Source organism: Paenibacillus sinopodophylli (assembly GCF_005930355.1).
GTDB classification, from domain to species: Bacteria; Bacillota; Bacilli; order Paenibacillales; family Paenibacillaceae; genus Pristimantibacillus; species Pristimantibacillus sinopodophylli.
This window is the reverse complement of sequence record NZ_VDBO01000003.1, coordinates 90,326-103,817: the sequence shown is the minus strand read 5'-3', so window position 1 is coordinate 103,817 and position 13,492 is coordinate 90,326. Positions and strand designations below refer to the sequence as shown.

Below are 13,492 nucleotides of genomic sequence, written 5' to 3'. Positions count from 1 at the left end.
TTCACTTCGGTAGAAAGAAAAGGGGAGTTGCACACATGCCGGTTGGCTTGCTGTATTCAATTGGGTTCATTATCGCTTTAGTTCTAGCCATTGCAATGACGCCGCTTGTTAAGAAGTTCGCATTCAAAGTAGGCGCGATAGACAAACCAAACCACCGCAAAGTACATACGCGCATCATGCCGCGTCTTGGCGGTCTAGCTATTTATATCGCATTTGTTGGCGCATTTTTTATCTTGTCGCCATTCATACCAGACGGTCTTCTTAGACCACAGGATTCTAACATGATTAATGCGCTGCTTGTTGGCGGTACGATGATTATTATTTTGGGAGCCTTTGATGACCGCTTCGAGCTGTCAGCAAAGGTAAAGCTGCTCGGTCAGATTGCAGCAGCGTGTGTCGTTGTATTCGTCTTCGATGTGAAGATCGATTTGCTGAACATTCCGTTTGGTGAAACGATGCAGCCTATCGCGGGCTGGATCAGCATTCCGCTTACTATCTTTTGGATCGTTGGCGTTACGAATGCGATCAACTTAATTGATGGCTTGGACGGGCTTGCCGCAGGCGTATCGGGCATCGCGATTGCAACAATCGTTGTGATGGCCTCGCTGATGGGTTTCCAACCTGTTATTCTGCTCAGTACGCTTCTTCTTGGCGGGATTGCAGGATTTCTCGTGTTCAACTTCCATCCAGCTAAGATTTTCATGGGCGATTCAGGCTCATTGTTTCTCGGCTTTAGTCTCGCGACATTGTCCATGCTTGGCTTCAAGCAAGTAACGATTGTGTCGTTCGTAACACCGCTGCTTATTATCGGGGTGCCCCTCTCGGATACCTTCTTCGCAATTGTTCGCCGATGGGTGAACAAGAAGCCGATATTCGCGCCGGATAGAGGCCATCTGCATCACCGACTTCGTGATCTAGGTTTCAGTCACCGCCGCACAGTACTTATCATTTGGGGAGTTGCAGCAATCTTCGGAGCGCTTGCGATCGTGCAGTCGGCTGTCGTTCAGTCAAGTGCAGCGAACTGGATTACCTTTGCCGTTATTTGCATGCTCATGTTCTTCCTGCAGATCGGTGCCGAAGTGACTGGGATTGTGGACAAAACACGCAGACCGTTAATTAATTTTCTAACCCGGATGAGGCTCAGGCTGAAGCTTGATGCTGAATCACGTTCCAAATAACAATGAGCTCCGAGTCCCAAATGGGAAACGGGGCTCTTTTTTTGCTCCTAAATGCTCATATGGCTAAAAAAATAGGGACTGCAAGCCGATAACAACAGTACAGAACTTTTCTGCGGTCAGCGCGTCTAACTGCAAAGCGTATGATAACTGGCTAAAGAGGAAAAGGGAGGAAGGTTCATTCATAATTAAGCCGCTCAGTCGTCTGACCAACTACTTTCCTAATACCCATGCTCGTTATATACATAAAGGAGGAACACTGTTTTGAAAAGATTATTGTCATTAGCATTAACACTGGCGTTATTGATTACATTGTTGCCGCCGTTCGGTTCATCTCCTGTGGCGAATGCCGCGACAGGTAGTTTTAGCTTCCCAACGGAGAAGGATTTATCCATGCAGGCGAGGGTGACGACTGATCCAAGTTTGACTCTAACAGGTTCAATTACAGGAGTAGACCCTTCATCAGTATCGTATAGTGTACATCAAATTATCAATAACAAAGGCAATGAAGATCCATCTGACGATCAGATTGGATCAGAGCGTAAGAACATTACAAGCAATATCTATATTAATGGTTTCAATATACAGGTCTATAACGTCGAGCTGTTTCCAGGCTTGAACCGTATCACATTCCGTGGTATTCAAGGCGGCGGGGAAGTTACAAACTCCATCTATATCGAATATCATAATGGTCCGGTATTTTATGACTTAGTTGCCCAACTAGATGGAAACAAATTCAATATTGAAGAAGCGGGAACGACGGTTGTCCATTCTACTGCATCAGCGGGACGCCAGTCGGCGGATATCAGTATTACGGGCTTTGCGCCGAATGCTCAGCAGGTAACAGTAGATGTTAACGGGAGCAGCAAAACCTATTCCGTAAACAGCTCTAACAGCTATCAGTTTGCGGCGTCACCCATAACGCTTCAAAAAGGTAAAAATCTCGTTACGATCAAAGTGAAAAACGCGAATCAAACGGTTGAAACGACTCGTGAGGTTGCTTTCTATAATGGCGAGGTAACGTTCTATGACGTGAACTTAAATGGCATAACGGGTGCGGGAAGTACGATTAACTCGTCTCAGCCTCTTGAATACAGCCCTAATTTGCTGGTTACCAATGCGAGCTCGACTACAGTTACGGGTAAAATTATTGTACCTAACTATTTGGCCGATGATGCACCGCAAGATGGCATACTTGATCCGCATCCGAATCCTAATTCTGGTACAGGAAGCATTCCAATGAAGTATACGATAACGGGGAATGGTGGAACTCTTGTACAACCGGGTGGACAAATCGCTACTCCGGTAGGCACGTATACAGGTCAGGAAGCTTTCTTCATTTATGAGTTTACAGCGAATATCGGTGCCAATCATGCAGGGGGAGCGAACCCACTTGTAGTGGACAAAAATTACAACATTGTGTTGACTGCACAGAACGCTAAGAAGGTTGCACTCGGTCAGACACCTGTCGATGAGGGTACAGGCCTTATGAGCTTTTCTTTGCAGGATGCTTCGAAAAAATTCATCGAAAATATTAATTACCTGAGCGGATATCGTACGGGTAATGGTGAAGCTTTGACAGGAACTCCGCTAGAAGGCGCTAATCTCTATAGCGTGCCATTCGCAATGGAAGTTCTTGTTGGCAATGCAAGCTTATCCGACACAGCTGAATCTGTTGCTGTAACAGAAATTAAGAACGTCTCAAACGCGCCAGCAACAGGCTACACCTACACGGATGTAAACAATGTAGAGAATGTGACTGACACGCTGGCTAATAAGTTTGTTAACATTAACGGGAAAATTTACAAGCGTGAAATTTTGATTTTCAAAAAGTTGCCTTTCGAAGGAACACAAACGGTTACGCTGCAGGTTGGCGGGACGGGCGGGGCTACCAAACAGGTTAAGTTCACAATGCTGTTCGGACCTTATGTAAGCTACACAAGCGTATTTGATAATATGACTGTTTATGATGATACGAATAAATTGAAATCAGAGCGGATAAACGATGCCATTACAACGGCACTGAGCAGTTTCAAAGGTGTGATTAACAATATTAATAACACGTCTGAAATTCGTTATGATTTCGACAGCGGCACAAACACGGCTCAGACGATCTTTTTCTATGTAAATAATACGCCAATTAGGCTGCAGTCCAATGGCACGGCCACAAGCTTTAGAATTTTGGACGACACTTCTGTGACAACCGATGTGGACGAGAAGGAAAAAGCTTTTAATGCATTGTTCAGCGGGGAAAATGAAATTAAATTTGTTTTCCAAGGCAGCAAAAATTCATACGAAAAAACAATCAAGCTGTATATGATTCCTACAAATCTACCGGTCATTCCAGTAGAAGGAACAACTATTTACCCGTATGGAAGCAAGTATACAGAACCATTCCCGAATGATCCAAGCTTTGTGAATCGTGGCGGCGTTTATACGACTAATGAAGCTAATATGAATATTTTTGGTACTTTTGATTTTATCGATTTTGTTGCTGCAGGTGCAACAGATGCAGCTATAGTGAGCAATATTCAAACGAAAATTCAACAAATGGATTCATCAGCTGATTTGACCGATTCTACAAGCTATATTCTCAAAGTAGAGAGCACAGCATTCTCCAATCCAATTTATTGGAATCTAAGCAAACAGCTTCTCATTACAAGAGGGACAACGATTATTGGCACGGTTAATAATACCGCTAATAATGATGTTGCCAATTTGTCTGTCCGATATGATATCGTAACCAAAACGTTCTCATTCATTTTGACAGGACAAGCATTGAATGCAGACGGAAGCTCCAGCGTATATACGTTTACGGTATTCAACAATGGTGAGACAGGTCCGAAAGCATCCTATCGTTTGGAAGTGGATCCAACTTCGCTGCCATACACGATTCTGCGCCCGATCTTACCGAACAAGAGCATTATAAACCAAAACTATGTTGAGGTTATCATTGACGCACCAGGTGCAGAATCGATTACGATCAACAAACAGCTAGCGGAAAAAATTGATTTCGATTCCGACAACAACCCTGCAACTGTCGAACTGTTGTATAAAAACACCTATCGAGTATTTGTAGACAAGCTAAAGGTCGGGAAAAACAAAATTGATTTCATTATTACAAGTGCGAACGATAAAGTACAAAGCAGCATTGAAATCACATATGCACCGACGAATATTCCAGGCGCTCAATACCTAGATCCAATGGCCAGCAACCATAAAGTTTTTGATGGAGCGGTCAATTTGAAATTTGAGAAAGGTACAACGCTCATACGTACTGATTTCAACGTACCAGCAGCATTAAAGAACCAAGTGTTTACTGGTCATAATCTTTTGTTTGCCATAGCAAATGCAGAGGACGGTGTCGTTGATCGACGTGAGCTAGAAGCATTGCCGCCAAACTTCAACATTATTTTGGAGAGCTTCGGTACAAGATTCAGACTGTCTTATCCAACGCGGTTCACGAAAGCAAGCCCAGTATATTGGATTGACGCAGGTCTAGCCGATGATCCAGCTACAACAACTTACGATCCGTTAACAAGAGGAGTAGATCCTTACCAATTCCCGAATGCTAAGGGGACTGGCGGAACGAAAATACCTACTTATGACGAGCGACCGGATGATAGAGAGCTTGTTACATCCAAAACAGGAACACTAACATTAGCTTTCGACCCGAATATGAAAGATAGTGTTGGTACAATTATTACGGTATATCGTTATGATGTGAAAGCAAAGTATTGGGAAAATATTGGTGGTACGGTAGACGTTAAGAAAAACACAATAACTGTGCCATTCAATAAATTCGGCTATTATGTTGTGGGTAAAATGGTTTATTCTTATACAGATATGACATCACATCCTTACGCTAGAAACTTCCTTGAGGCTATTTATGCAAAAGGAATAATGAATGCTGCTGGATTCGATGACTTCGGCTCAAACATTTATATCTCGCGCGGTGAGTTCGCAAGGATGATGGTTAAAGCGCTCGATATTCCGCTCAACTATGAGCTGAGCAAGCCGCACTTTGATGACGTACCGGCTATTATTAATCCAGATGCGTTGTGGGATTACCGATATGTAGAGACTGCTGCAAGGGAAGGCCTTATCCGCGGAACAGGCCCGAGAACATTCCAACCAAGCTCTAACTTAACAAGGGAAGAAGCATCTGTTATCATTGCCAGAGCGCTCGATATGAAGCTGGCGACAGACTCTTCAAAGATTGATAAGGATTTAGAAAAAACATTTAAAGATGCAGGGAATGTGAATACCTACGCAAAAAGCTCTGTACTTGCTATTGCGAAGAAGAAGTATATTCTAGGCTCACCAGTCGATGCAAGTAATCCAAAGGCTGGTTCTGTGTTCGAACCGAGATCCAATCTTCTACGTTCTGATGCAGCGATTATCGTTGCTCGTATATTAGCGGATTTGAAGAAACTTCCAAGCATTGGGTAATTGATTAATTTAATGACATAGAGCTAAAAATTCTAAAGCAGAACGAGGCAGCTCCTCATTCATGGGGTACTGCCTCGTTTTATTTGAGATTAGTGAGCATGATGACAGAGGCAACGATTGTGCAAATAACAATTCTCCACAAGTTCGAGAAACATTATCCATGGAAAATGTTTAACATCGACGATCTCTATGAAAACAAGCTATACTTACGAAGTAATCAACAAACACGAGTAAGCTCCGCTTATGAGTAACTGTTCAACCAAAATAAAATTTCAACTTTTTTTCGGAACATCGCAACTTTTCGCTGCAACGTGCGTTTAAATACATGACGTTGTAACAATGACCCGAATTAATGCGCTAGACCTACTGTTGTTGGAAAGAAATTGGAATGAATTCACAACTTCCTCTTTACGGTACGGCCCGCCCATTGTATAATGTTATAGTGGTGGCGCGACTCTAGCAATTTTCTCGTATTTTTTACAAGTTTCTACGACATGATCTTACAAATGGGTTTATCGTGATCGTAGACATCATTTATATCAAATCTATGCTCAACTCTGGAAAGGGGGTGAACTGGCTATGAGGGAAAAGAGCAATTCACTATTTAAACAAAACTCTCAACAACCGCACGTATCTAGAGGAGGAGAAATAAAGGTTATGAAGAAAAAAATAGCAGCATTTGCACTAGCTTCAGCTCTAGTGCTTCCATTATCCGTTCCAGCTTTTGCAGCAACACCAACTGACGTAGTGGGTAAACCAGTACAATCCGCAGTTGAAGAACTATCTGCACTAGGTATTCTTGCAGGTTATGAAGATGGTACTTTCAAACCAGAGAACGCGATTACTCGTGCAGAACTTGCGAAAATCGTTGTTATCGCTACTGGTAACGAAAGCGCAGCAACATTGATGAACAATGTTAAACCAACGTTCAAAGATGTTAAAACTAACGTTTGGTACACTGGATACATCAACGTAGCAGCTGCTAAAGGCTTTATCCAAGGCTTTAACGGCAACTACCGTCCTTCCGACAGCGTAGCTTTCGAAGAGGTAGTAGCAATCTTGGTTCGTGCTCTTGGTTACCAAGACAAATACCTTTCAGGTTCATGGCCTTATAACGTAATTCTTCAAGCCGATAACCTTGAATTGTTTAACGGCGTTGAAATTGCAACAGGTACTAAAGCTAACCGTGGTGTAGTTGCTGAATTGGCATCGAACACTTTGGGCGCTACACTTGTTGGTTACGATGCAGATGGCAATCAACTTGATGTTGATACAAAAGGTAAGAAAATTGCAACAAACGCAAACGTTGTTCCATTGATCAACAAACTTGGAACTACTGAAGACAAAATCCTTACTGGTATTGCATTGAACAGCAACAAAGAAGTTAGCCTTAACAATGCTAACGAAGCTACTGCAGCTAATTTCTTTGTAACTGGCGGCAAAAGCCTGGGCAGCCTTCTTGGCCACTCAGTAAGCGTGCTTAAGAAAAACGGTAGCAACCAAATTCTTGCTATCACAGATGCACAAGCAGCTGGCAACATCATCTCTGCTACATCTGATGTTTCAACTGTATCTAGCGCTGTTTATTACAACGATGGTTCAGTTAAAACTTCCGCTGCTGGAATCGTTACTTACGAAAACACAGACAAGCAAGCAACAAACTACGCACTAGCTAATGACAGAGATATCACTATTCTCTTGAATGGCGCTGGTAACGTTCAAGCTCTATTGGTTAACGTTTGGGATTCAAACAAAGTTCTTGACGAAGTTGTAGCATACAAAGACTACAGCCGTGTAACTACTAAGAATGGTTCTACTTTCAAAGTAGTTAGCAGCTCAACAATTACTCTAGATGGTAAAGCGGCAACTCTTGCTGATTTGAAATCACTTGATGTTCTTAACGTGATTGTAAATGATGCAGGCGAAGCAGTTACTGTAGCTGCAGTTCGCAGCACTGTTTCTGGTAAACTTGAGTCTGTAGGTAAAAACGGTACTGATACTACTTACAATGTAGGTGGAAAATCTTACGTAGCAGTTGACGCTGGTTTGGGTCTTGCTGCAGCAAACATTGGTACTGAGTACACGTACTACCTGAACAAAGATGGCAAAGTTGCATACTATGCAACTGCTAATGCTGTAGACAACAGCCAATACGCTCTTATCCAAGATGTTCAAACTAACGTTGACATCATCAAAGATGGTCAAGTGTTGTATGGTTACACAAAAGTAGTTTACTACTCCTTGAAAGATTCGAAAGCTGCAACAGTATATACAAAAGATGTTCATACAACTGTAGCTTTGAAAAACACTTTGGTAGAACTTAAGTTTGATGCAGATGGTGTTATTGACCTTCCAGCAACAACTGGTGCTGTTTCATTAACTGCAGACGAAGCGGTAACTGCAGTAACAGCTACTAAGCTTACTACTGCACCTACTGCTAACACTACTACAAACTACGTTCTTAATAGCAACACGATCTACCTGAAAGCTTCAGTTAATGCAACTGACAGCACTAAATCTACTATCACAGTTGCAACTGCTGCTGATGCGGTTAAAGGTTCGAAAGTAGCTGTTAAAGCAGAAGCTGGCGTAGCGAAGTATGTTGTAGTTACAACTGATGGCGTTGCAACTGATCTTGCTGCAGTACACGGTTTGTACATCAGCACTGCAAAATCATCAACAAGTGCTACATCTTCAACTTACTCAGTAACACTAAACGTTAATGGTGAAAACAAAACTTTTGCAGTAAGCAATGACGCAACTCTTGGATTTGCTTACGATCAACTTAACGCTTTGGCGAAATACAGCCTAGTTACTTTGTCTGACAAAGCAAACTCTAACAACTCCGTTTACGAAGAAGTTACAGCTGTTGCTCCAACTGCAGTATCAGCTACGTTGACTGTAAACAATGACACTAAAACAATCGTTGCTGGTGGCACTACTTATGTAGTAACTGCTGACACACAAATCTTCTTGGCGAAAAAAGCTCTGGATTCAGTTTCTACTGGATCGTTTACAGATCTTCGTGTAGCTGCAGACGGTACTAACTACGGTCCTGCTACAGGTCAATACCAAGTAGTCGTTCAAGCAAGTGGTACAACTTACGGCGGTATTGCTGAAGCTGGCGTTATCATCGTTGTAACTAACTAAGAACAACGACTAACACCAAATTAGAAAGCTGAGAGTCTAACTCTCAGCTTTCTTTTTTATTCTCAGATGTTTATATCGTTCACACGCAGTTCACATTAACAAGCTATAGTAATTATTATACGCAGCAGCCGTTAAAAGAAATTTCAATCTCGTGAAACTAAAGCGGTTGCTTATGCGTCTAATATATTAAATTCTAAAATGCGGAGTGATCAAACAAACATGCGTACGAACTTCAAAAGATTATCTGTCTTTATATCACTATTGGTCGCTTTAACTGTTTTACTAACTGCAATACCTATATCAGGTGCAGCTGCTGTGACGGCAGTCAATAAGAGAGTTTATTTGTCCGGTACTTCCTATGTAGAGCTGACAGATGCCAATTTAATGCCGAGCTCCAAAGGAGGTACGGCCAGCTTTACGTTCACGATTTATAATGGGGACAGCACGACTATAAATTTGGTTGATTATTGGGCTCGATTGAAAACAAAAAGTGGAACAAGCTATACCTTAACGCTATTGGATAAAGAAAGTAAAAAGAAGGTAAGTCCTAAGTCTTCCACAACATTAACGTATTACAGTGAAGTAGCTGCGAGTGTGACATTGGATAAATTGCTTCTGAATTTTATCAAGTTTGATTTCTCGGTAGCTGGATATGAGAAAACGATAGGGCAATTCACATTCCCCACCAATTACTCTAACGTAGTCAAAGCAGGTGGATTCAAAAGCATTAAAATAAACAATACAGCAGTTAATACACGTGTTGACAAAGTTAGTGTAACCAAAGTAAACGACATTTATAATATCAACATTTCATATATCGCACGTAACACAAGTAAACTAGGCGTTACCTTGCCGGAATACGCTTATTACATGAAAACCTCAAAAGGTTTATTTCAACTTAAGCTCAAAAATACGACAGACCAGAATAAATTATTAGAGCCAACGGTTCTCAATACGATCTCTCTAACAGGATTAATTCCAAACACAGTTCCAACTACAGGCTGGCAACTGATTATTACACAAAAAATTGGTGCAGCTGAATCCGGGCAGGTTGAATTGCCTGTTGCGGCATTTGAAGTGCCTGTCAAGATAAGCACAACAACAACATCTTCTACTAAACAAACGTTTACAGACGACAATGGACAATATGAAGTAGAGCTTCAATCGGTTCAACGTTTCCCTTGGAACAATGATGATAACGTAATAGCGAAATTGGTTATTACGAATAAAGAAAAAGTATATTTACCTTTGCCGTCACTCGCTGGCACAATGGTTGTAGATGATAACATCACCATTGAAAGCCAGGCAATCAAAAATACGGGTGATATCGGACTTGCGCCAGGAGCATCAACGACAGTCACCTATATTGGAAAACTTCCTTACGAGTATCAATGGAAGAAGTTTCTGCTCAAATTGAATCAAACCGTTAAAGAAGAAAAACTGCTTGTCGCAGAAGTAACTAAGTCTGTCATTACACCTATTTACTCTGTTGTATCAGGCAATGCATACACGCAGATATCGAACGGCTCACAAATGACTGTAAAAGTAACAGATGTACGCACTTATAAAGGCAATACGAGTGATATCTACGCCGTTTATATGGACGTGTCCAATAATCAAACGCGTAGCAATCTATTGCCGTTATTCGCGGGGTACTTCAAAACAGTAAGCGGGAATTACTATGATGCAAAAATAGTAAAATCATCTAATGCGATTAGCCCAGCGAATAAAGACCAATATATTGTTTATACGGAGCTTCCGGCTAATGTCAGCAGCGAAGGTCTTCAATTGTTGCTAGGCGAAGCTTTTGACGAGAATGGGTTAATCAAAGTATCTAATGGCACGCCGAAAGGATATATTAGGGCCGTTTTATTCGGATTGCCAGAGGAGAAGCTAGATACAAACAGCTATGTGGATCTACAGGTTGGCCCTTATCAATTAGATTTGAATTATTTTAATGTTTTTGCTTATGAGGATTTACTAGCTCTGAATGTTGGCGGTGTGGTTACAAGAGACTATAGCTATAACGGATTCAGCCAATCCAAATTGTTGTTTGAGCTAGAATATGAGCCTACCAATGATGTAATATGGTCACAAGTGTTAGATATGGAAGGGAAATCTGAAGGAAGTATTCAGTGGAAAGTAGGAGAAAACTATAATGCAATAAACAAACCTATGACCACAAATCGTTATTGGAGCAGTTATTCACTGAATGTTTATGAAACATTCAATGGAAGTAAGAAAAAGCTGTTCACAAAACAAGTTCAAATGTCTTCCACAATTAACTGGCTTGACGGAAATCACTAACAAACGAAAAAAACTGGTCTCTCCTTGTTCAATCTAGTATCCTATTAGGAGATGCATGAAAGAGAGAGGAGAGTTACTAGTGAAAAAAAACGTAACACGAGGAATTGTAGCAGCAGTATTGGTAGGAGCCGGAATATGGGTCGGCGTGAATTTTGCTTCGCCTCTTGAGGCCGAATCAAATGCGCTGACCCCTGGCTCAGCAGAGGACCCTGTCGTTACAAAAAGCTATGTAGATGCATTGCTGGCGAATGGCGGCAGTGGGTCAACAGGAGGTTCAACGCCGGTAGCTGCAGCTGAGCTAGAAGTCGTAACAGTGCCAGCTGGAAAAACATTGATGGCTGGACAAGGTACGGAGGTAATCGTACGCGTTGGCAAAGCCATTGCATATAGCTCAGATGCGAGTGGGATTGCAGATTTAACCGGTGGGACCGATTTAACGAAGGGCAAGGCCGTCCCTACGAATCATTTGCTCTTGTTCCCTCGGGAGGGTCGGGGAATATTGCCAGACCCGAACCAAAAGAATGGATTGACTGTGTTGGTTAAGGGCAGCTACACGTTGCAATAATATGGATGAATGATCTACATTTTACCCGAGTTGACAATAGAATATACGCTTCAAATGAATGACCAGAACGCACAATAGTGATGTGCTCTACATTCATCTGGAGGTGTTTCACATGAGTCGTTCGAATAAGGTAGTCGTTCCGACAAGCAAAGCTGCATTAAACCAATTGAAGTATGAGATTGCTGCAGAATTTGGATTAACCTCAGGAGGCTTCACAGGCGCAGGAGTAGATTCTGAATTTGCAGGAGAATTGGGAGCCGAGACAGGTGCCGGCAGCGGTAACATTGTGCACTGGTCAAGCTTATCTACACGGCAGGCAGGATCAGTCGGTGGTGAGATTACAAAAAGACTAATCGCGCAGGCAGAATCTGTTCTAAACGGGTACCAATAACAGGTGAATATGGCGGCGTCCATTGACACAAAGCGACATTTTCGGTATCATACTGTTTTAGAAGAGTTGTCAAACAACCTTTTCCTAACGGAAAAGGTTCATTTTTTATGTAGAATGTCCGCACTTATTTCATACTAAGGTTGTAGGAGGTTGATACGTATGTCGGTTAAAGGACGCCACTTGTTCACATCGGAATCCGTTACTGAAGGCCACCCGGATAAGATTTGTGATCAGATATCCGATGCTGTCTTGGATGCATTCCTTGAAGCAGATCCATATGCTCGTGTTGCTTGTGAGGTTTCAGTAGCAACAGGACTTGTTCTCGTTATTGGTGAAATTAGCAGCCGTGCTGATTATGTTGATATTTCAGCTATTGCACGCCGCACAATTAAAGAAATTGGTTACACGCGTGCCAAATTCGGCTTCGACTCCAGCACTTGCGCGGTATTGACATCGCTCAATGAGCAGTCTGCTGATATTGCTCAAGGCGTCAACGCAGCGCTTGAAACTCGTGACGGCAAAGATATGAAGCAAGAGAATGAAGATATCGGTGCAGGCGACCAAGGTCTTATGTTTGGTTTTGCAACAAACGAAACGCCTGAGCTTATGCCGCTTCCAATTGCTCTTTCACATCGTATTGCTCGTCGTTTGTCAGAAGTTCGTAAGAACGAGACGCTTGCTTACTTGCGTCCAGATGGCAAAACACAAGTTACGATTGAATATGCAGACGGTAAGCCTGTTCGTGTGGATACAATTGTTGTTTCGACACAGCATGCGGAAGAAATTACGCTTGAGCAAATCCAAAAAGATATTCTTGAGCATGTAATCAAACCAGTTGTTCCAGTTGAATGGCTTGATGAGGAAACAAAATACTTTATCAATCCTACTGGTCGCTTCGTAATTGGTGGTCCACAAGGTGATGCGGGTCTAACCGGCCGTAAAATTATCGTTGATACCTATGGCGGTTACGCGCGTCATGGCGGCGGTGCATTCTCTGGTAAGGATCCTACAAAAGTTGACCGCTCAGCGGCGTACGCTGCTCGTTATGTAGCTAAGAACATCGTTGCTGCAGGACTTGCAGATAAATGCGAAATCCAATTGGCATATGCAATTGGTGTAGCTCAGCCGGTTTCCATTAATGTGGACACTTACGGTACTGGTAAGATCGGTGAAGATAAGCTCGTTGAGCTGATCACTAGCAATTTCGATCTTCGTCCAGCAGGCATTATCAAAATGCTTGACCTACGTCGTCCAATCTATAGACAAACTGCTGCTTATGGTCATTTTGGCCGTACGGATATCGATCTCCCTTGGGAGCGCGTGGACAAAGCAGAGCAGCTAAAAGCAGAAGCCGGTGTACAAAGCGGCGTATAAGCTTTATATAATATAACATCGCCTTATGGGTGCTAAAAGCTGATTGCAACGTAGCTAGTCTACATTGCAATCAGCTTT

The 13,492-nt window shown here is 42.4% G+C and carries 7 protein-coding genes; all 7 read left to right on the top strand.

Features of this window, described 5'->3' with window-relative positions:
• Positions 1–35: 35 nt before the first annotated feature.
• The 7 genes from FGT79_RS15390 (at position 36) to metK (ending at position 13,414) form a co-directional block, all read left to right on the top strand.
• Complete coding sequence (locus tag FGT79_RS15390; RefSeq protein ID WP_138753716.1) at positions 36–1,178, top strand: glycosyltransferase family 4 protein; 1,143 nt, start codon at positions 36–38, stop codon at positions 1,176–1,178.
• 261 nt (positions 1,179–1,439) lie between these two features.
• Positions 1,440–5,627, top strand: a complete 4,188-nt coding sequence (locus tag FGT79_RS15385; RefSeq protein ID WP_138753715.1) for an S-layer homology domain-containing protein — start codon at positions 1,440–1,442, stop codon at positions 5,625–5,627.
• A 657-nt stretch (positions 5,628–6,284) separates the two neighbouring features.
• The gene (locus tag FGT79_RS15380) at positions 6,285–8,777 is read left to right on the top strand and encodes an S-layer homology domain-containing protein (RefSeq protein ID WP_212758588.1); all 2,493 of its coding nucleotides are present in this window, start codon (positions 6,285–6,287) and stop codon (positions 8,775–8,777) included.
• 219 nt (positions 8,778–8,996) lie between these two features.
• Complete coding sequence (locus tag FGT79_RS15375; RefSeq protein WP_138753713.1) at positions 8,997–11,084, top strand: hypothetical protein; 2,088 nt, start codon at positions 8,997–8,999, stop codon at positions 11,082–11,084.
• Between the two features lie 79 nt (positions 11,085–11,163).
• Positions 11,164–11,649, top strand: coding sequence for a hypothetical protein (locus FGT79_RS15370; protein WP_246096452.1), 486 nt, complete (start codon positions 11,164–11,166; stop codon positions 11,647–11,649).
• Positions 11,650–11,761: 112 nt separating this feature from the next.
• Positions 11,762–12,040, top strand: coding sequence for an alpha/beta-type small acid-soluble spore protein (locus FGT79_RS15365; RefSeq protein WP_138753711.1), 279 nt, complete (start codon positions 11,762–11,764; stop codon positions 12,038–12,040).
• Positions 12,041–12,199: 159 nt separating this feature from the next.
• Entirely contained in the window at positions 12,200–13,414 is a 1,215-nt protein-coding gene (gene metK, locus FGT79_RS15360) for a methionine adenosyltransferase (RefSeq protein ID WP_138753710.1), read from the top strand.
• Positions 13,415–13,492: the final 78 nt, after the last annotated feature.